This is a genomic window from Mesorhizobium sp. LSJC269B00 (genome assembly GCF_000502815.1).
Lineage (GTDB): Bacteria > Pseudomonadota > Alphaproteobacteria > Rhizobiales > Rhizobiaceae > Mesorhizobium.
On the sequence record NZ_AYVN01000003.1, the window covers coordinates 187,789 to 205,774 of the forward strand.

20 protein-coding genes and 1 pseudogene are annotated in these 17,986 nt (G+C 63.7%); 14 read left to right on the forward strand and 7 right to left on the reverse strand.

The window, feature by feature from the left end:
* Nucleotide 1: 1 nt before the first annotated feature.
* The 3 genes from X771_RS155980 to X771_RS155970 all read right to left on the reverse strand — a co-directional run bounded on the left by X771_RS155980 (nt 2) and on the right by X771_RS155970 (nt 2,524).
* Nucleotides 2–487 (reverse strand): DUF2852 domain-containing protein, encoded by a 486-nt coding sequence (locus X771_RS155980; RefSeq protein WP_023672286.1) that lies wholly within the window; start codon nt 485–487, stop codon nt 2–4.
* Nucleotides 488–604: 117 nt separating this feature from the next.
* Nucleotides 605–1,747, reverse strand: a complete 1,143-nt coding sequence (locus X771_RS155975) for a benzoate/H(+) symporter BenE family transporter (protein ID WP_023672285.1) — start codon at nt 1,745–1,747, stop codon at nt 605–607.
* Between the two features lie 6 nt (nt 1,748–1,753).
* Complete coding sequence (locus tag X771_RS155970) at nt 1,754–2,524, reverse strand: alpha/beta hydrolase (protein WP_023672284.1); 771 nt, start codon at nt 2,522–2,524, stop codon at nt 1,754–1,756.
* 247 nt (nt 2,525–2,771) lie between these two features.
* Between X771_RS155970 and infC the strand changes: the two genes are divergently transcribed.
* The 8 genes and pseudogenes from infC (at nt 2,772) to X771_RS01000000164850 (ending at nt 9,858) form a co-directional block, all read left to right on the forward strand.
* Nucleotides 2,772–3,308 carry a translation initiation factor IF-3 gene (infC, locus tag X771_RS155965; protein ID WP_023744911.1) on the forward strand — a complete coding sequence of 179 codons (537 nt, stop codon included), beginning with the start codon at nt 2,772–2,774 and terminating at the stop codon, nt 3,306–3,308.
* A 132-nt stretch (nt 3,309–3,440) separates the two neighbouring features.
* Entirely contained in the window at nt 3,441–4,079 is a 639-nt protein-coding gene (locus X771_RS155960) for an isoprenylcysteine carboxylmethyltransferase family protein (RefSeq protein ID WP_023672282.1), read from the forward strand.
* 184 nt (nt 4,080–4,263) lie between these two features.
* Entirely contained in the window at nt 4,264–4,467 is a 204-nt protein-coding gene (rpmI, locus tag X771_RS155955; RefSeq protein WP_006201248.1) for a 50S ribosomal protein L35, read from the forward strand.
* 39 nt (nt 4,468–4,506) lie between these two features.
* Complete coding sequence (gene rplT / locus X771_RS155950; protein WP_023672281.1) at nt 4,507–4,908, forward strand: 50S ribosomal protein L20; 402 nt, start codon at nt 4,507–4,509, stop codon at nt 4,906–4,908.
* Nucleotides 4,909–5,204: 296 nt separating this feature from the next.
* On the forward strand, nt 5,205–6,257 hold the full coding sequence (gene pheS / locus X771_RS155945; protein WP_023832646.1) for a phenylalanine--tRNA ligase subunit alpha: 1,053 nt from the start codon (nt 5,205–5,207) through the stop codon (nt 6,255–6,257).
* Nucleotides 6,254–6,703 (forward strand): GFA family protein, encoded by a 450-nt coding sequence (locus X771_RS155940; RefSeq protein ID WP_023687441.1) that lies wholly within the window; start codon nt 6,254–6,256, stop codon nt 6,701–6,703. The genes pheS and X771_RS155940 overlap by 4 nt, the downstream gene beginning before the upstream one ends.
* On the forward strand, nt 6,703–9,111 hold the full coding sequence (pheT, locus tag X771_RS155935; RefSeq protein WP_023687442.1) for a phenylalanine--tRNA ligase subunit beta: 2,409 nt from the start codon (nt 6,703–6,705) through the stop codon (nt 9,109–9,111). The genes X771_RS155940 and pheT overlap by 1 nt, the downstream gene beginning before the upstream one ends.
* A 144-nt stretch (nt 9,112–9,255) precedes the next feature.
* A pseudogene (locus X771_RS01000000164850) lies at nt 9,256–9,858 on the forward strand (nucleotidyltransferase family protein).
* A gap of 149 nt (nt 9,859–10,007) precedes the next feature.
* On the opposite strand, the gene X771_RS155930 reads toward X771_RS01000000164850, so the two are convergent.
* Nucleotides 10,008–11,003, reverse strand: a complete 996-nt coding sequence (locus X771_RS155930) for an aldo/keto reductase (protein WP_023687443.1) — start codon at nt 11,001–11,003, stop codon at nt 10,008–10,010.
* Nucleotides 11,004–11,098: 95 nt separating this feature from the next.
* Between X771_RS155930 and X771_RS155925 the strand changes: the two genes are divergently transcribed.
* From X771_RS155925 to X771_RS155910, 4 genes are all read left to right on the forward strand, one after another.
* On the forward strand, nt 11,099–11,989 hold the full coding sequence (locus X771_RS155925; protein WP_023687444.1) for a LysR family transcriptional regulator: 891 nt from the start codon (nt 11,099–11,101) through the stop codon (nt 11,987–11,989).
* 150 nt (nt 11,990–12,139) lie between these two features.
* Complete coding sequence (locus tag X771_RS155920; RefSeq protein WP_023687445.1) at nt 12,140–12,718, forward strand: cytochrome b; 579 nt, start codon at nt 12,140–12,142, stop codon at nt 12,716–12,718.
* Between the two features lie 68 nt (nt 12,719–12,786).
* Nucleotides 12,787–13,362, forward strand: coding sequence for a YceI family protein (locus tag X771_RS155915; RefSeq protein WP_023681381.1), 576 nt, complete (start codon nt 12,787–12,789; stop codon nt 13,360–13,362).
* A gap of 78 nt (nt 13,363–13,440) precedes the next feature.
* Complete coding sequence (locus X771_RS155910) at nt 13,441–14,427, forward strand: Gfo/Idh/MocA family oxidoreductase (RefSeq protein ID WP_023687446.1); 987 nt, start codon at nt 13,441–13,443, stop codon at nt 14,425–14,427.
* 85 nt (nt 14,428–14,512) lie between these two features.
* Here the strand turns inward: X771_RS155910 and X771_RS155905 are convergent, their stop codons facing one another.
* Both X771_RS155905 and X771_RS155900 read right to left on the reverse strand, forming a co-directional pair.
* Nucleotides 14,513–15,361, reverse strand: a complete 849-nt coding sequence (locus tag X771_RS155905; protein ID WP_245262536.1) for an alpha/beta hydrolase — start codon at nt 15,359–15,361, stop codon at nt 14,513–14,515.
* A gap of 53 nt (nt 15,362–15,414) precedes the next feature.
* A complete protein-coding gene (locus X771_RS155900; protein ID WP_023687448.1) occupies nt 15,415–15,780 on the reverse strand; it encodes a VOC family protein in 366 nt (121 codons plus the stop codon).
* A 147-nt stretch (nt 15,781–15,927) separates the two neighbouring features.
* On the opposite strand from X771_RS155900, the gene X771_RS155895 reads away from it, so the two are divergent.
* Both X771_RS155895 and X771_RS155890 read left to right on the forward strand, forming a co-directional pair.
* On the forward strand, nt 15,928–16,236 hold the full coding sequence (locus X771_RS155895) for a hypothetical protein (RefSeq protein ID WP_023687449.1): 309 nt from the start codon (nt 15,928–15,930) through the stop codon (nt 16,234–16,236).
* A 32-nt stretch (nt 16,237–16,268) separates the two neighbouring features.
* The gene (locus X771_RS155890) at nt 16,269–17,159 is read left to right on the forward strand and encodes a sigma-70 family RNA polymerase sigma factor (RefSeq protein ID WP_023687450.1); all 891 of its coding nucleotides are present in this window, start codon (nt 16,269–16,271) and stop codon (nt 17,157–17,159) included.
* 30 nt (nt 17,160–17,189) lie between these two features.
* On the opposite strand, the gene X771_RS155885 is transcribed toward X771_RS155890, so the two are convergent.
* Entirely contained in the window at nt 17,190–17,918 is a 729-nt protein-coding gene (locus X771_RS155885; protein ID WP_023672267.1) for a GntR family transcriptional regulator, read from the reverse strand.
* Nucleotides 17,919–17,986 lie beyond the last annotated feature (68 nt).

The window sequence follows — 17,986 nt, forward strand, 5'->3', positions numbered from 1 at the left end:
CTCAGTCGTCAAGCAGGTTCGGGCCCTTGCGCTTGGGCGTCGCGGGCTTGGCCGTTTCGGCCGAGCCTGTCTTTGCAGGCGCTGTCGACTTGTTGCGGTTGGCCATGAAGCGGTCGAACTCGTCCTGGTCCTTGGCGCGGCGCAATTCGCGGGCGTACTCATCGAACTCGCTCAGCATCTCATCGAGCTTGCGACGCTCTTCGGCGAGGCGTTCGAGTTCCTTCTCGCGCCAGTCGTCGAAAGCGACATTGCCGGTGCGGGCCGAACCGTGGCCCCAGCGCGCGGCCTTGTCGGAACCGCGACGGCAGCCGGCGAAGATGCCGTCGGTGGCCCGGTTGACGTCGCGCTTGAAGCCGTCAAGCCGGTCGCCCCAGATGATGTAGGCGAGCATGGCGAAGCCAAGCGGCCAGAACACCATGAAGCCGATCACCATCAGCGCGATGGTCGCCGGCGTCCAGGCCGGGCGGATCAATGCGGATGTGTTCATTTTCTCCCATTCCTTCGGTTGGAGACAGCCAAGAGCGGCTGCGTGGATTCGAAATGGGATGAGAAAAACGGCGATTCAAGACAACGTCCGCCAAAACCGGACAAGGTCCTGAATTGATTATCGCTTTTTGACCGCTTCGAGGAAAAGCACGACCAGGCCGGCGACCAAGCCCCAGAAGGCGGCGCCAACGCCGAACAAAGTCAGCCCCGACGCGGTGACAACGAAGGTGACAGTAGCCGCCATGCGCTGGTCCTCGTCCTTGAGCGCGATCGCCAGCGCGTTGGCCAGCGACCCCATCAACGCCAGGCCGGCCACCAGCACGATCAGGCTTTGCGGCAGCACTGCGAAGATCGCCACCAGCGAGGCGCCGAAAACCGCGAAGATCAGATAGGCAAGTGCATAGAAGGGTCCGGTCTTCCAGCGCTCGGCCGGGTCGGGATGGACGTCCGGCCCGGTGCAGATCGCCGCAGAGATCGCGGCCAGATTGGTGGTCGAGCCGCCAAACGGCGCCGACAGCAGCGAGAACAGGCCGGTGACGCCGATCAGCGGGCCGGGTTCGGGGTGATAGCCGGCGGCGCGCAAGACGGCGAGACCCGACAGGTTCTGCGACGCCATGGTGACGAGGTAGAGCGGCAGCGCCAGGCCGATGACAGCTGCGGCGCTGAAATGCGGAGCAATCAGCGTCAGCGTCGACAGTTCCGGCGCCGGCAGTCCGCCGACGCGGCCTGTCAGGAAGGCGGCGATGCCGCCGCCGATCAGCACCGCCAGCACCGACAGCGCCGGGTTGAACAGGCGAATGACGAAGAAGGCCGCGATCAGCGGCAGGATCAGCCAGGGGTCGACCGGAATGGTCTTGACGGCATTGAGCGCGAAGGTGACGACGATGCCGGCCAGCATGCCGGACGCGACCGACGTCGGTATCCTTGATATAAGCTGGGTCAGCGGCTTGAACAGGCCGGTGGCGATCAACATCAAGCCGGTGACGATGAAGGCGCCGACCGCATCGGCCATGGTAAAGCCGCTCGATGCCGCCATCAGCGCCAGGCCTGGTGTCGACCAGGCGGTGATGATGGGCATTTTCGTGCGCCAGGACAGCCACAGGCATTCGATCGCCATCGCCACGCACACTGCCGTCACCCAGCTCGCGGTTTCGGCTTGCGTGGCGCCAACCGCCTTGGCGGCGGCAATGACGACGGCCAGCGTGCCGCCGAAGCCGACGATTGCCGCGACAAAGGCGGATATCGGGATGGAAATGCGCATTCTTGCCTACCCCGCCCGCCGAACCATGTCGGCCACCGCCCTCAGCAGCATGTCGAGATCCTGCGGCCGCGACAGGCGGTGGTCGCCGTCGGGAATGAGCGACAAAGTGACGTCGTCGGCTGGCAGCAGCGAGACCAGCTTCAGCGCATGGCTTGCCGGCACGTCGGCATCGGCCAAGCCCTGCAGGATGTGGACCGGGCAATGGGTATCGATCGGCCCGATCATGACCCGGTTCGCTCTGCCGTCCTCGATAAGCGCGCTTGTGTAGATGTAAGGCTCGGCGGAATAGTCCGAAGGTTCTTCGAAAAAGCCTTTCTCCCGAAGTTCGCGCCTCTGTGCCTCCGTCAGAGCCGGCTCGACCAGCTCGGCGGTGAAATCCGGCGCCGGCGCGAGCAGCACCAGGCCAACCACATTGCTGTCGCCCGCCTTGCGCAGCTCCTGCACCATGCGCAGCGCGATCCAGGCGCCCATCGACGAGCCGACCAGGATTTGCTTGCCCTCGGTGAAATGCCGGAAGGCGGCGAGGCTCTCGCCAAGCCATTTCGAGATAGTACCGTCGGCAAAGGCGCCGCCGGATTCGCCATGGCCGGAATAGTCGTGGCGCAGATATGCGCGGCCTTCCCTGGCCGCCCAATCCGACAGCGTTTGCGCCTTCGTGCCCAGCATGTCGGATTTGTAGCCGCCGAGCCAGACGACGCCGGGCGTTGCGCCCGAGGAATGGCGAACCGCGATATCGATGCCGTCGACATCCAGCAGGGTTGGGGTGGTCGCGGTCATGGCTGTGGATCAATCCTGGTTCTGGGGACCTGATTGTGGGAGCCTGATTTTACTCGCTGGTCTTTTGACACAGGCACAGGCGAGGCGGAAAGTGCTCGCGACATCCTTTGTTTGGTGCAGGCCTGCGATCAGGGTGATTTTCTGTCAGCGCTGTGCTATTGACTCCGCCCGCGCGCTCACCACATTGGCGCGTCCCGAACATTTCTAGATTGAAACCCTGAACGAAACGGCCAAGGAGACCACGACCATTCGCAGACCTTTCAAAGCAGCGGCGCCCACCAAGGATGGCCCGCGCTCAAACCGTGATATCCGGGTTCCCCGGGTCCAGCTGATCGACGCCGATGGCCAGAACCGCGGCGATATTTCCATCAACGACGCATTGCTGCTCGCCGAAGAGGCAGGGCTCGATCTGGTCGAGATCTCGCCCAACGCGGTGCCGCCTGTCGTCAAAATTCTCGATCTCGGCAAATTGAAATACGCCAACCAGAAGAAGGCGGCCGAGGCGCGCAAGAACCAGAAGGTCATCGAGATCAAGGAGATCAAGATGCGCCCGAACATCGACAGCCATGACTACGAAACCAAGATGAAGGCCGTGCGGCGCTTCTTCGAGGAAGGTGACAAGGTCAAGCTGACGCTGCGCTTCCGCGGCCGCGAGATGGCGCATATGGAACTCGGCATGCAGCTCCTGAACAAGGTGCGCGAGGAGACGGCTACCATCGCCAAGGTCGAAGCCGAGCCGAAGCTGGAAGGCCGCCAGATGATGATGGTGCTGGCGCCGCGCTAGATCAGTTCGGGCGTTGCGCTCTAAATCCGCCTGAATCCTGTCTCATGGCGTCCCGGCGATTGGCGGGACGCCGATTCTCCTGTCCAGACGCCGCGATCGCCGGCAAAGCTTCTCGACGATCGGATTCCCGACATGGCCAATGAAATCAACCCTGCGCCCATCAAGGAGCTGGGCGGCTACCAGCACATGCGTCGCATGGTGCTTGCGGTGCTGGTGGTGGTGCTGTTTGCGGCACTGCTGTTCGGCCAGTCGACCTTCCCGCCCGATACCCCGGTGCATGAAACGATCGAGATGGTCGGCGTGCTGCTGATCTTCCTTGGCGTAGTCGGCCGCTTGTGGTCGACACTCTATATCGGGGGGCGCAAATCCTCCGAAGTGGTCACCGGCGGCCCCTATTCGATCACCCGCAATCCTCTCTACGTGTTCTCGACCGTTGCCGCCGCCGGCGTCGGGGCGCAGATCGGCTCGTTCTCCGGCATCGTCCTGTTTGCGCTGTTGTGCGCCGGCGCCTTCCACATCGTCATCCTGCGCGAGGAACGGTATCTCAAGGAGGTTCTCGGCGCGCCCTACACAGTCTATCTGGCGCGGGTGCCGCGTTTCTTCCCCCAGCTGTCGCTCTACCAGGAAGGCGACACCGGCAGCTTCAAGCCGCGCCTCTTGCTGACCACCTTGCTCGACGGGCTGGTGTTTCTGGTGGCGTTGCCGGTGTTCGAGACCATCGATGGCGCCCAGCAATCGGGCATTCTGCCGGTGCTGTTCAGGCTGCCCTGATCGCGGACAGAGCGTCGCAGCCGCTCGGGTGTTGCGCGCCAGCCCGCTTTGACGTATAGGACCGCCGTTCCAAGAAAACCGCCCGGCAGGGCATGCCGTGGCGGTTTCATTTGCTTTTCGGGCTTTTGGTCCGCCCGAAGCGAACAAGAAGCGCGATTGTGCGCCACCAATACGGAGTAGCAAAATGCCCAAGATGAAGACCAAATCGGCCGCCAAGAAGCGGTTCAAGATCACAGGTACGGGTAAAGTCCTGTCGGCTGCGGCCGGCAAGCGTCACGGCATGATCAAGCGTTCCAACAAGTTCATTCGAAATGCCCGCGGCACGATGGTTCTGGCTGAACCGGATGGCAAGAAGGTCATCAAGAATTTTCTGCCGAACGGCCTCTGAGCATTCGGTTTCAGGAACAGCGTTTAAGGAGATCATGACATGGCACGCGTAAAAAGAGGCGTCACCTCACACGCCAAGCACAAGAAGGTCCTGAAAGCCGCGAAAGGCTTCTACGGCCGCCGCAAGAACACCATTCGCATCGCCAAGCAGGCGGTCGAAAAGTCGATGCAGTATGCGTATCGCGACCGCAAGAACCGCAAGCGCTCGTTCCGCGCGCTGTGGATCCAGCGCATCAACGCCGCGACGCACGAGCATGGCCTGACCTATGGCCGCTTCATCGACGGCCTCAACAAGTCCGGTATCGAGATCGATCGCAAGATCCTGTCCGACATGGCCATCCATGAACCGCAGGCGTTCGCCGCACTCGTGGCCAAGGCCAAGGTCGCGCTCGAATATCTGAAGAACACCACCCCGAATGCTTTTGAAAGCGCTGTCGCCTAGAGCATGATGCCAAAAAGTTGCTGACTTTTTGGACAACATCATGCTCAGGGAAATTTAGCGAGGAGCGCGATCTTTCCGAAAAGTCTGCAACTTTTCGGGATCGGGCTCCGAGCCCAGCGCTTCCCAGCATTCGCAATTCTGATTGGGGAACCCGCGCTGGCACGGCTGGCGCGGGTTTTTCTTATGGCTGAACTTTCAACTTGAAAGTGACTTTCACCTCAAAGTTGACTCCCAACACAGCGAGTTTGACCGTGAACGACATAGCTACCGGCTTGGATACTCTCGAAAACTCCCTGATGGCCGACGTCGCGTCGGCCGCCGATGAGGCTGCTATCGAAGCCGTGCGCGTCGCGGCTCTCGGCAAAAAGGGGTCGATCTCGGAATTGCTGAAGACACTGGGCGCGATGAGCGCCGAGGAGCGCCAGGTCAAGGGCCCCGCGATCAACGGCCTGAAGAACCGCGTCACCGAAGCGCTGACGACACGCAAGGCCGAGCTGAAGGATGTGGCGGTCACGGCGCGCCTTGCCGCCGAGACGGTCGACGTGACGCTGCCGGTGCGGCAATCGCCGGCCGAGCGCGGCCGCATCCATCCGATCAGCCAGGTCATCGACGAGATCGCGGCGATCTTCGGCGATCTCGGCTTTGCCATCGCAGAAGGTCCCGATGTCGAGAGCGACTATTACAATTTCACCGCGCTGAATTTCCCCGAAGGGCATCCGGCGCGCGAGATGCACGATACCTTCTTTTTCCAGCCGGACGAAAAGGGCGAGCGCAAGCTGTTGCGCACGCACACCTCGCCGGTACAGATCCGCACCATGGAGAAGCAGAAGCCGCCGATCCGCATCGTCATTCCCGGCAAGACCTACCGGCAGGATTCCGACGCTACCCACTCGCCGATGTTCCATCAGGTCGAGGGGCTGGTGATCGACAAATCGGCCAATGTCGCCAACATGAAGTGGGTGCTGGAAGAATTCTGCAAGGCTTTCTTCGAGGTGCCGCAGGTCAAGATGCGCTTCCGGCCGTCGTTCTTCCCGTTCACCGAGCCAAGCCTCGAGGTCGACATCCAATGCGACCGCTCGTGGCCCGGCGAAGTGCGCTTCGGCGAAGGCTCCGACTGGATGGAGATCCTCGGCTGCGGCATGGTCCACCCCAATGTGCTGCGCGCCGGCGGGCTCGATCCCGACGAATATCAGGGCTTTGCCTGGGGCATGGGAATCGACCGCATCGCCATGCTGAAATACGGCATGCCGGACCTGCGCGCCTTCTTCGACGCCGATGTCCGCTGGCTGTCGCATTACGGTTTCCGGCCGCTCGACATGCCGACGCTGTTCGGAGGTCTTTCCGCATGACGGCGCCGCACGCCGGTGGCTGCCGCTGCGGCGCGGTACGGTTCGAGGCCTCGGTCGAACCGCACCATGTCAGCTATTGCCATTGCGGCGATTGCCGGCGCGCCAGCGGCGCGCCGGTGTCGGCCTTTGTCGGCTTCCTTACCGAGCAGGTGGCTTTCACCGGCAAGGCGCTGAAAATGTACGAGAACGGCCCGGTTACACGCTCGTTCTGCGGCATTTGCGGTTCGCCGATCGCCTATGTCGATGAGCGGTTGGAAGACCACATCTACTTCATGCTCGGCGCCATGGACATGCCGGCCTGTTTCCGGCCGACGCACCATGCCTATGTGCGCGAGCAACTGCCTTTCCTGCATATGCCCGACGACCTGCCGCGCCATTTGAAGACCAGCGTGCCCCGACCCGATGGACAAGGTCCGGGCGGGTACAGACAAAACGGAACACAGTGATGAAACTCACCCTCTCCTGGCTCAAGGATCATCTGGAGACCGACGCCACGCTCGACGAAATCGTCGAGCGGCTGACCTCGATCGGCCTCGAAGTCGAGCATGTCGACGACAAGGCCGGCCTGAAGCCGTTCGTCATCGCCAAGGTGCTGACGGCGGTGCAGCATCCCGACGCCGACCGGCTGCGGGTGCTGACCGTCGACACCGGCAATGGCGCAGCCCCTGTCCAGGTGGTGTGCGGTGCGCCGAATGCCCGCGCCGGCCTGATCGGCGCCTTCGCCGCGCCCGGCGCCTATGTGCCCGGTATCGACGTGACGCTGACCGTCGGCAAGATCCGCGGCGTCGAGAGCCATGGCATGATGTGTTCCGAGCGCGAGCTGGAGCTGTCGGATGAGCACAATGGCATTATCGACCTGCCGGCCGATGCGCCTGTCGGCACCAGCTTCGCGGCTTACGCGCATCTCGACGATCCGGTGATCGAGATCAATCTGACGCCGAATCGGCCGGATGCGACCAGCATTTACGGCGTCGCCCGGGACCTGGCGGCAAGCGGGCTTGGCCGGCTCGTCGGCGGTGCGATCATGCCGCATGCCGGCAACGGCATGTGCCCGGTGAAGGTGACGATCGAGGCTCCGGAACTCTGCCCGGGCTTCGCGCTGCGCCTGGTCAAGGGCGTGAAGAACGGCCCGTCGCCAAAATGGCTTCAGCAGCGGCTGATCGCTATTGGGCTCAGGCCCATTAGCGCGCTCGTCGACATCACCAACTATGTCACCTTCGACCGCGGCCGGCCGCTGCATGTGTTCGACGCCGCGAAGGTCGCCGGCAACCTTACGGTGCGCCGCGCCAGGGATGGGGAAAAGGTGCAGGCGCTCGACGGCCGCGAATACACGCTGACGCCGGAGATGTGCGTGATCGCGGACGAGGACGGCGTCGAGTCGATCGCCGGCATCATGGGCGGCGAGCATTCGGGCTGCGACGAGAACACCACCCACGTGCTGATCGAATCCGCACTTTGGGACCCGATCACCACGGCGCGCACCGGCCGCACGCTCGGCATCATCACCGATGCGCGCTATCGCTTCGAGCGCGGCGTCGACCCGGAATTCATGGTGCCCGGCGTCGAGCTGGCGACAAAGCTGGTGCTGGAGTTCTGCGGCGGAGAGCCGACCGAGACGGAGGTGGTCGGCTATGCCGGCTACAAGCCGAAGATCGTTTCCTTCCCGATCTCGGAAGTGAAGCGGCTGACCGGCATCGAGGTGCCGAAGGCGGAAAGCCTCGACATCCTGACCCGCCTCGGCTTCAAGCCGTCAGGCTCGGGCGACGTCGTCGATGTCGCTGTGCCGTCCTGGCGTCCTGACGTCGACGGCAAGGCCGACCTGGTCGAGGAAGTGATGCGCATCCACGGCGTCGACAACATCGCGCCGCAGCCGCTCGGCGCGCATGACGCGGTCAACTCCAAGATACTGACGACGCTGCAGGTTCGCACCCGCACTGCCAAGCGCTCGCTCGCCGTGCGGGGCATGCTGGAGGTTCTCACCTGGTCGTTCATCCCGGCCAAACACGCCGAACTGTTCGGCGGCGGCCAGACGGCGCTGAAGCTCGCCAATCCGATTGCAGCCGACATGTCCGATATGCGGCCCTCGCTGTTGCCCGGCCTGATCGTCGCCGCGCAGCGCAATGCCGACAAGGGCATCGGCGATGTCGCGCTGTTCGAGGTCTCCGGTACCTATGAGGGCGACGGCCCCGACCAGCAGCGGCGCGTTGCCGCCGGTGTGCGCCGCGGCACCGCCAAGCTCGACGGTTCCGGCCGCAGTTGGGCCGGCAATTCCGGCCCGGTCGGCGTGTTCGACGCCAAAGCCGACGCGATTGCAGCGCTGGAAGCCTGCGGCGCGCCGGTCGACAGGCTGCAGATCGAGCCAGGCGGTCCGGCCTGGTATCATCCCGGCCGCTCCGGCACGATCAAGCTCGGCCCGAAGACCGTGCTCGGCACCTTCGGCGAGTTCCACCCGAAGACGCTGGAGGGGTTGGACGTTTCCGGACCGATCTGCGGCTTCGAGGTCTATATCGACGCCGTGCCGGAGCCGAAGGCCAAGCCGACGAAAACCAAGCCGAAGCTGGAGCTTTCCGCATTCCAGGCAGTGAAGCGTGATTTCGCCTTCGTGGTCGACAAGACGATAGAAGCCGGCACGCTGGTGCGCGCGGCACTCGCCGCCGACAAGAAGCTCATCACCGGCGTTTCGGTGTTCGACGTCTTCGAAGGAGCTTCGCTTGGCGCCGCCAAGAAGTCGATCGCCATCGAAGTATCTATCCAGCCGGTTGAAAAGACGCTCACCGACGAAGATTTCGAGGCGCTGGCCAAGCGCGTCGTCGACAATGTCGGCAAGCAAACGGGCGGCGTGTTGAGGACGTAGAGCGGCTAACGCTGCCCTACGTATTTCGAGTTCACGCAATTCTTAGGGAAAGCGCGGCGCGCTTTCCCGGGAAAACCGCTACACACTTTCCTGGAATTGCTTCTGAGGATTGCCGGCAGGTGGCGAATCGCTCTCCAAAGGGTGATGGACCATCTGCGCTATTCCGGTCTGCCGTTCGAAGCCCAGCGCGAAGCGTTTCTCGCCATCGTGTTGGCGGATGCGCTCGTCAGCGACGCGCTGGAGCGGGCCCGCACGCTGGCGTTGCCGGATTGGCTGGTGGTGTCCGGCGCGCTCTACAACAGCATCTGGAACCATCTGACCGGCAAGCCGCCGGGCTACGGCATCAAGGATGTCGATCTCTTCTACTTCGATGACAGCGACCTGTCCTACGAGGCCGAGGACGCGGTCATCCGCCGGGCCGCGCAGCATTTCGAGGGGCTGGCTCTGCCGGCCGAGGTGCGCAACCAGGCACGGGTGCATCTGTAGTATCCGCAGAAATTCGGCCAGCCCTGCCCTCGCTATACGAGTTCCAGCGAGTCGGTGAGCTATTTTGCTTCGAAGACGCATGCGGTCGGGGTGCGATACGATGCCGATGGGCAGCTTGAGGTCGTGGCGCCGTTCGGGCTGGATGACCTCTTCGCGTTTCGCATCACGCCCAACCGGCTGATGGATAACAGGCGCACGCATGAGGCCAAGGGGGCGAGGGCGAAGGCGTGCTGGCCGGAGATTACGGTGGTGCCGTGGTGAGACTTACCCTCCCCGTTGTGGGGAGGGTCGGCTCGCTGTCGCAGCGAGGCGGAGACAGAGAGACGGGGTGGGGGTGCGCCTCACGAGGNACCCCCACCCCGATCCGCTTCGCGGATCGACCCTCCCCACAAGGGGGAGGGTAAAGGCACTCACCCATTCACCAGCGCCAACAGCTCCTCCGTATAGCGCTTGCCAACCACCTTGTCCGGCGACAGCGCATCGCCGATCGCCGCGACCTCAGCCGCGCTCAGCTCGATCCCGACCGCCGCCGTGTTCTGCTCGAGATGGCGTATCTTTCTTGCGCCGGGGATCGGCACGATGAAGTCGCCCTGGTGCAGCACCCAGGCCAGCGCCAGCTGGGCCGAGGTGACGCCTTTTTCCACCGCCAGCTTTTCCAGCGTCGCAACGACCTTGGCATTAGCGGCCATGGCGTCGGCCTGGAAACGCGGCAAGGTCCGGCGCCAGTCGTCGTCGCTGAGGGCCTCGGGCTTGGCGATGGTGCCGGTGAGCAGGCCGCGACCGAGCGGGCTGTAGGGGACGAAGCCGATGCCGAGTTCGCGGCAGACATCGAACACTTCGTCTTCGGGGTCGCGGCTCCAGAGCGAATATTCACTCTGCACGGCAGCGATCGGATGCACGGCGTGCGCCCGGCGGATGGTGGCGGCACTGACCTCCGACAGGCCCAGCGCCCGCACCTTGCCATCGCGCACCAGCTCGGCCATGGCACCGACCGTGTCCTCTATCGGCACGCCGGGATCGACGCGGTGCTGGTAGTAGAGGTCGATGACATCGGTATCGAGCCGCTTCAGCGAGGCTTCGGCCACTGCCTTGACGTGCTCCGGGCGGCTATCGACGCCGACCATGCGTTCGAGGCCTGAGCCTTCCTCGGAAATCTTGAAGCCGAATTTGGTGGCGATCGTCACCCTGTCGCGCACCGGCTTCAACGCCTTGCCGAGAAGGATCTCGTTCTCAAAGGGACCATAGACTTCGGCGGTGTCGAAAAACGTCACGCCGATCTCGACAGCGCGGCGCAGCGTGGCGATTGCATCCGCCTCGGCCTGACCGCCATATGCGAAGCTCATGCCCATGCAGCCGAGGCCGACCGGGAAGACTTCGAGTTCAGTACCAAGTTTGCGGGTTTTCATGGCGCATCTCCTTGTTGCGATGAACAGAGATAGCGCCTAGCTTTACGTTCGATAATTGGCTGTCATTCGCACGGGCTGTTCTATAAAATAGAGCAATGAACCGAGCGCATCTTTCTCAACTCGCTGTACTGGCAACAGTCGCCCAATGCGGTAGTTTTCGCGGCGCGGCGCGCGAACTGGCCATCGCGCCCTCGGCAGTTAGCCATGCCGTGTCCAGCCTGGAGGCGCGGCTGGGCGTGCGGCTTTTGGCGCGCAGCACCCGCAGCGTGGCACCAACGGAGGAGGGCGCGCAGCTGCTCGAACGGCTGCGGCCGGCGCTGTCCGAGATCGATCTGGCGCTGGAAACGGCGATCGAGGCGCGCGACCGGCCGGCCGGGAACCTGCGGCTGACCGTGCCGCGCACCGCGGCCCACCTGGCATTGACGCCCAGGCTCGGCGGCTTTGCCGCGGCCTATCCTGACATCGTCCTGGAAATCGTCATCGAGGATCGCTTCACCGACGTCGTCGAAGGCGGCTTCGATGCCGGCGTGCGGCTCGGTGAGAGCCTGCAGCGCGACATGATCGCGGTGCGCATCGGACCGGACCTTCGCGGCGCCGTGGTCGGCGCGCCATCCTATTTCGCGACCATGCCAAGACCCCGCCATCCGCGCGATCTTGCCGACCACCGCTGCATCCGCTTCCGTTTTTCCAGCGGCATTCTTTACCGCTGGGAATTCGAGAAGGATGGCGAAGAGATCGAGATCGCGGCGCAAGGGCCGCTGATCCTCGACGAAGACCATCTGATCGCCCAGGCGGCGGTCGACGGCGCTGGGCTCGCCTTCGTCTTCGACGATTATGTGCGCGCGCCGCTCGCCGACGGTCGCTTGATCCGCGTGCTGGAAGACTGGTGTCCGCCCTTCGACGGTTTCTTCGTCTACTACCCCAGCCGCCGCCAGATGCGCCCGGCGCTGCGGGCGTTTGTGGATTTCTTCAAGGTCGGTGCTTAGCCACCTCCCCCTAGTGGGGAGGGTCGATCCGCGTAGCGGATCGGGGTGGGAGTCTTCGTAGGGCGCTACCCCCCACCCCGTCGCTTCGCGCCGACCCTCCCCACAAGGGGGAGGGTGGAAGAAAGCCCAGCTGCCATTCGTTCACCAGCCATGCCGGCATTCATCACCAACAACTCAACCCGCTACGGCTGGGCGGCGATCGTCCTCCACTGGCTGATCGGCATCCTGTTCATCGGCCAGTTCATGCTCGGCTTCATCATGGTGCGGTTGACCAGCCAGCGCACCGCCTTCGAGCTGATCCAGCTGCACAAATCCTTCGGCTTCCTGCTGCTCGGCCTCCTCATCCTGCGCATTGCCTGGCGGCTCGGCAATGCGGCCCCGGCCTTGCCGGCCTCGGTCGGAGGCCTGGAGCGTCGGACGGCGCCGCTGGCGCATCTGGCACTTTATGGCTTCCAGCTCGCGGTGCCGCTGTCCGGCTGGGCACTGGTTTCGGTGTCGATGCTGGAGATCCCCAGCATGCCGTTCAACCTTTTCGTGATGCCGAACCTGCCGCTCGGCGTGTCCGATGCGGCGGAAAACTTCTGGGCGGTAGCACACTGGTATCTCGCCTATGCCGGCATTGCCTTGGTTGCGCTGCATGCGCTGGCGGCGCTGCGGCATCATTTCTGGCTGCGCGACAGCGTGCTCACGCGCATGATCACGCCTTCGTCAGATCAGGACATGGAATAGCGCGCGCCGCGCATTCGTTCATTGGAGTGAGGGCGCAACACTTCGCCTGCCCCAGAAGGACAAAACCCATGTATGCGCGCATCTTCGGATTGGCGGCTGTTGCCGCTTGCCTTGCCATGCCTGTCTCCGCCGCTGTGGACCTCGGCGACGCAGCCGGCAGCTACACGGTCAACCCGGCCAGCTCCAGCATTCGCTTCTCCATCGGCAAGGTCGGTGGCGGCGGCCTCGACGGCGCCTTTGGCCGCTTCAAGGGCTCCATCCGCATCGACAACAGCGATGTCGGCCGTTCCGCGGTCAACTTCACCATCTATCCCGAAAGCGTCGGCACCGGCCAGGGCCGCATCGACGCCTTCCTGCGCTCCGATGCGGTGTTCGACGTGGCCAACAGCCCCGAAATCCAGTTCCGCTCGACCAGCGTAACCCGAACCAGCGACACCACGGCGCTGGTCAGCGGCCGGCTGACGGCGCGCGGCAAGACGTTTGCGGAAAAGTTCACTGCCGAGCTCGGCGGGCTGAAGGGCGGCGTCATTAAATTCCACGTCACCGGCAAGGTGCTGCGCTCCCGGTACGGCATGGATGTCGGCACGCCGATCTATTCGAATATCGTCAATTTCGACATGACGCTGACGGGCAAGCGAGGCTAGCAGGACCAGCGATCCGCATTGGCTTTTCTCGCAATTTCGGGCAAACCTCCTCGCCTGTAAATCGATAGGAGAAGCCTGATGTTCCGATGGGGTGTTTTGTCGACGGCCAAGATCGGCCGCGAGCAATTGTTGCCGGCAATCGTCGAGGCCGAGAATGGCGTATTGTCCGCGATCGCCAGCCGCGGCCTGTCGAAGGCCGAGGCCCTGGGCGAGCGGTTCGGCGCCAGGCATGCCTTTGGTTCGTATGAGGAGCTGCTCGCTTCGAAAGACGTCGACGGAGTCTACATCCCGCTGCCGACCTCGCAGCATGTCGAATGGACGGCCAAGGCCATCGAAGCGGGAAAACATGTGCTGGTGGAGAAGCCGCTGGCGCTCGACGCCAAGGACATCGCGCCGCTGATCAAGCTGCGCGACAGCAAGAAGGTGCTGGTCTGCGAGGCCTTCATGGTCATCTACCACCCGCAATGGATCAAGGTGCGCGATCTCATCGCCGATGGCGCCATCGGCCGGCTGCGCCATGTGCAGGGCGCCTTCTCCTATTACAATGTCGATCCCACCAACATGCGCAACCAGCTCGATCTCGGCGGCGGCGCGCTGCCTGATATCGGCGTCTATCCGACGGTGTCGACGCGGTTTTCGAGCGGCAAGGAGCCGCTGCGCGTGCAGGCGACGATCGAGCGCGACAAGAAATTCGGCACCGACATCTATTCCTCGATCCGCGCCGATTTCGGCGATTTCGAACTGTCCTTCTATCTGTCGACGCAGATGGCGGCGCGGCAGGTGATGGTGTTCCACGGCGAGAAGGGTTTCATCGAGGTGTTCTCGCCGTTCAATGCCGGGCTCTACGACCATCACCGCATCGAATTGCACAACCAGAACCACACCGAGGCGCAGGTGTTCCGCTTTCCCGGCACGCAACAGTACCGGCGCGAGGTCGAGACGTTTGCCAGGGCGGCACAGGGCGGCAAGGAGCGTATCTTCACGCTGGAGGAGTCCGTACTCAACCAGAAGGTCATCGACGCCATCTTCCGCGCCGGTGCCAAGGAAGGCTGGGAGGCCGTCTGATACACCAATCTTAGCCGGTAATTTCATGGGAGAAGGGCGTCCGCATTGTGCATGCGGACGCTCCTTTCCTATTGGACTGACGATCTCACGCGCCTCTGAGCGTCAGGTGCAAGGTCTCGGCGAAGCGATCGGGATAGGGCGCAAAGCCCATATGGTCGCCGGGGAAGGCGGCGCGCTTGCTGCCGAGCCTGTCGGCCAGCGCCTTGCCCATGCCGTCGATCGGCTGGCCGATGGACTCTTCGCCGATGCCGACCACGACCGGGCGGCCGCGCAGCGCCTCGATATCAGGACGGTAGAGCGACAGCGGCATGACGCCATGCGCCAGCCAGTATTCGAAATTGCCGCTGACCCTGGCAGAGGTCTCGGCCTCCTCGGGTGACGGTTCGAACGAAGGCGGTCCGTCCTGCGGCCCGGCTTCATCCTGACCCGGCCCTTCCGACAGGCTGTTCTCGCTGAAGAATTTCTGCATCGCCGCCTCGACGCCCTGGCTGCGATAGGTGTCGTGCAGGTCGCGCATGCCGGCCAGTGACGGCGACGGGTCGTCGAGCAGCATCATGCTGGGCGGCTCATGCGCCACCAGCGCACGAACCCGGCCGGGATGGCGGGCGGCGAGGTTGAGCCCGATCTGGGCGCCGCCGCTGGTGCCGAACACATAGGCCGGTCCGGCGCCAAGCGCCTCGATCAATCGCGCGGCATCGTCGCCATGGACATCGAGGTCCTGCTCTTGCGGCTCTCCGTCGAAGGTGCTGCGCGAATTCCCGCGCGGATCATAGGCGACCACCGTGTAGCGGTCGGCGAGGTGGCCCGCGACATCGGCGAAGACGCCGGCGTCCTGCGGTCCGCCGGGGATTATCAACAGTACGGGGCCGGAACCGCGCATCTCATAATAGAGGCTGGCGCCCGGTACTTTCAGCGTCGACGTTTGGGGGGTCATGTCCATCTCTCCTGTTGTTCTCATGTCAAAGTTCGGCTTTGCGCCGGGTCCGATCATTTGCCGGCGACAACCATGCGGTTGCCCTCGCTGTCGCGGAATTCGGCGACCGTGCGGCCCGGCTGCCAAGGCGCTTCCTGCGGCTCGGTGATGATTTCGACGCCGCGCGCCTTCAGGCCCGCGACCGTTGCCTCGACATCGCCATCAACGAGCACCAGCACGGGCTCAGTGCCCGGCGTGTCATCGGGGCGTTTGACGAAATGCAAATTGGTGACGGCGCCGGGAAATGTCAGCTCGATCCAGCGCCAGCCGCTGTCGCCCATCAGCTGGTCCTCCGCCACCTGGCAAGCAAGATGGCCGGTGTAGAAGGCCTTGGCGCGGTCCTGGTCGAACACCGGCAATTCGGCAAACTGGATGTGCATGATGGATCTCTCCTGCTCCTCGATGGCTGCCGCGCAACCGTCCACGGGAAAGACGATCCGGACGATCGAAAAGATTCGCCGGGCGACGAATCTTTTCGAGGCCGCGAAACGTCTTCTCCGTGCAGAGTTGAAAAATAGGAGACGACAATGGGCTACAATCTCGTCCGCTACGGCGTGAAGGACGAAAGCATCGCCGAGAACCGTATGCTGGTTGCACAGGTGTTCGAGGCACTCGACGACACGAAGCCGCAATCCGTGCGCTACCTCGTCCTGGAACTGGAGAATGGCGAGTTCATCCATCTTGTCAGCCAGGATGGCGACGGCCTGACCGGGCTCGCAGCCTTCAAGGCCTTCAGCGCCGATCATGCCGGACGCCGCTCGACGCCGCTTGCCAGATCGCCGGCAAAGATCGTCGGCAATTATCGTATGCTGGCCGGCGAGGTCGTGCCGGCTTGAATGCAAAGACCGGCATTTTGGGAACGGACAGGATGAACACAGCAAAACTCGACCGCGTGGCCCTGGAGGCGATGCTCGGCTCCTTGCGACCGAAGCTGCACCGTTACTGCGCCCGCATGGCCGGCTCGGTGATCGATGGCGAGGACATCGTCCAGGAGACACTGATCAAGGCACTGCAGGCCATCGACGGCGACGCCGCCGTCGAGCGTCCGGAGCAATGGCTGTTCCGCATAGCCCACAATGCCGCGCAGGATCATCTGCGCCGGCGCCAGCGGGAGCAGGCGCGCATGAGCGAGACCGACATGACGACGATCGAAGACCCCTCCGCAAGCGCCGATGCGAGGCTCGCCACCGCCGCCAGCCTGCGAAGCTTCATGCAGCTGGCAACAGTGCAGCGCAGCGCCGTGATCCTTGTCGACGTGCTTGGCCTCAGCCTGCACGAAACCTGCGAAGTGTCCGGCGCGACGCTGGCCGCGACCAAGGCAGCGCTGCATCGCGGGCGGTCGCAGCTGCGCCTGCTGGCGTCACAGGAGGAGCAGGCGCCTGCCCCAAAACTTGACGCCGACGACGAGCGGCGCCTGCGCCGCTATGTCGACCTGTTCAACGCGCGCGACTTCGACGCCGTGCGCGCGTTGATCGCCGAGGACATCCAGCTTGAAGTCGTCAATCGCACCCTCATGCGCGGCAAGGCGCAGGTTTCCAACTATTTCGGCAATTACGACCGTGTCCAGGATTGGGCGCTGTCGCTCGGCTTCGTCGATGGCAGGCCGGCCATCCTGATCCGCAACCCGCAAGCGGGAGATGACGCCGTGCGCGGCTTCATGCTGGTCGACTGGCAGGATGGAAAGGTCAGCCATATCCGCGATTTCCGCTACGCGCCCTATTGCCTTGCCGATGCGGACATCCGCTTCATCGACGAGTAAGCATCGGCCAGAGAGCGCAGGCTTCGCGCCTTAGGCGAAGCTTTGCAAATTGGCGTCCTGCAGCTTGGAGCCGGCGAGCAAGGCCTCGAGCACCTGCTTCTTGAGCGACAGGCACTGCGAGCGGGCAAGCTTTGCGATGGCCGAGACTTCGGCCAGCTCGCAGGCAAGCACCAACTCCTTCTGCTGGCCGATGATCGCTTGCGTGAAGTCGCGCGATTTGAAGCCGAGATGGAGGACACGCTCCGACTGGTCGAGCGTTTGGTCGAGCAGGCGAACCAGCCGCAGATTGCCGGAGAGTTCGGCCAGGGCCAGGCGAAAGGCCCGGTCGGCCGCCAGAAAGGCGACATGGCTGCGCAGCGTCTCCGGCTTCAGCACCTTCTGCGCCGCCAGCCTGATGTCGTCGAGCCCGCGTTCGGTGAGGTTTGCCGCGGCCACCCGGAACACTTCCGGTTCGATCAGGCTGCGGAGGTCGAAGATCTCGTTGACGTCGCGCAGGCTAAGCGGTGCGATGACATAACCGCGGCGCGGCTCGCTCTTGATCAGCCCTTCCTGCGTCAGGCGGGCCAAAGCCGAGCGGATCGTCGCCTTCCTGATCTGGTAGCGGTCGCCGATCTGCTTTTCGGTCAGGCTTTCGCCGGGTTGCAGGACGCAGGCGACGATGTCGCTCTTCAGCTGCTCATAAGCTTCCTCGCTGCGCAATATGTCGGCGGTCGACGGCGCCTTGACGGCGGACGGTGACACTGATTTCGGAAGAGCCATATCTGCCTGCCCGTTTGGTCTGCCCGCGTGGTCTGCCCGCGTAGTCTGCTTGCCCGTTTGGACCATCC

Bases quoted from the DNA above. Each gene is read 5' to 3' on its own strand.
- X771_RS155940 (WP_023687441.1), top strand. From the start codon at position 6,254: ATGACGGCGCCGCACGCCGGTGGCTGCCGCTGCGGCGCGGTACGGTTC.
- X771_RS155925 (WP_023687444.1), top strand. From the start codon at position 11,099: ATGAACCGAGCGCATCTTTCTCAACTCGCTGTACTGGCAACAGTCGCC.
- X771_RS155975 (WP_023672285.1), bottom strand. From the start codon at position 1,747: ATGCGCATTTCCATCCCGATATCCGCCTTTGTCGCGGCAATCGTCGGC.
- X771_RS155980 (WP_023672286.1), bottom strand. From the start codon at position 487: ATGAACACATCCGCATTGATCCGCCCGGCCTGGACGCCGGCGACCATC.
- X771_RS155930 (WP_023687443.1), bottom strand. From the start codon at position 11,003: ATGAAAACCCGCAAACTTGGTACTGAACTCGAAGTCTTCCCGGTCGGC.
- rpmI (WP_006201248.1), top strand. From the start codon at position 4,264: ATGCCCAAGATGAAGACCAAATCGGCCGCCAAGAAGCGGTTCAAGATC.
- X771_RS155890 (WP_023687450.1), top strand. From the start codon at position 16,269: ATGAACACAGCAAAACTCGACCGCGTGGCCCTGGAGGCGATGCTCGGC.
- X771_RS155885 (WP_023672267.1), bottom strand. From the start codon at position 17,918: ATGGCTCTTCCGAAATCAGTGTCACCGTCCGCCGTCAAGGCGCCGTCG.
- pheT (WP_023687442.1), top strand. From the start codon at position 6,703: ATGAAACTCACCCTCTCCTGGCTCAAGGATCATCTGGAGACCGACGCC.
- X771_RS155960 (WP_023672282.1), top strand. From the start codon at position 3,441: ATGGCCAATGAAATCAACCCTGCGCCCATCAAGGAGCTGGGCGGCTAC.
- X771_RS155970 (WP_023672284.1), bottom strand. From the start codon at position 2,524: ATGACCGCGACCACCCCAACCCTGCTGGATGTCGACGGCATCGATATC.
- X771_RS155900 (WP_023687448.1), bottom strand. From the start codon at position 15,780: ATGCACATCCAGTTTGCCGAATTGCCGGTGTTCGACCAGGACCGCGCC.
- rplT (WP_023672281.1), top strand. From the start codon at position 4,507: ATGGCACGCGTAAAAAGAGGCGTCACCTCACACGCCAAGCACAAGAAG.
- pheS (WP_023832646.1), top strand. From the start codon at position 5,205: ATGGCCGACGTCGCGTCGGCCGCCGATGAGGCTGCTATCGAAGCCGTG.
- X771_RS155910 (WP_023687446.1), top strand. From the start codon at position 13,441: ATGTTCCGATGGGGTGTTTTGTCGACGGCCAAGATCGGCCGCGAGCAA.
- X771_RS155915 (WP_023681381.1), top strand. From the start codon at position 12,787: ATGTATGCGCGCATCTTCGGATTGGCGGCTGTTGCCGCTTGCCTTGCC.
- X771_RS155905 (WP_245262536.1), bottom strand. From the start codon at position 15,361: ATGACCCCCCAAACGTCGACGCTGAAAGTACCGGGCGCCAGCCTCTAT.
- X771_RS155895 (WP_023687449.1), top strand. From the start codon at position 15,928: ATGGGCTACAATCTCGTCCGCTACGGCGTGAAGGACGAAAGCATCGCC.
- X771_RS155920 (WP_023687445.1), top strand. From the start codon at position 12,140: ATGCCGGCATTCATCACCAACAACTCAACCCGCTACGGCTGGGCGGCG.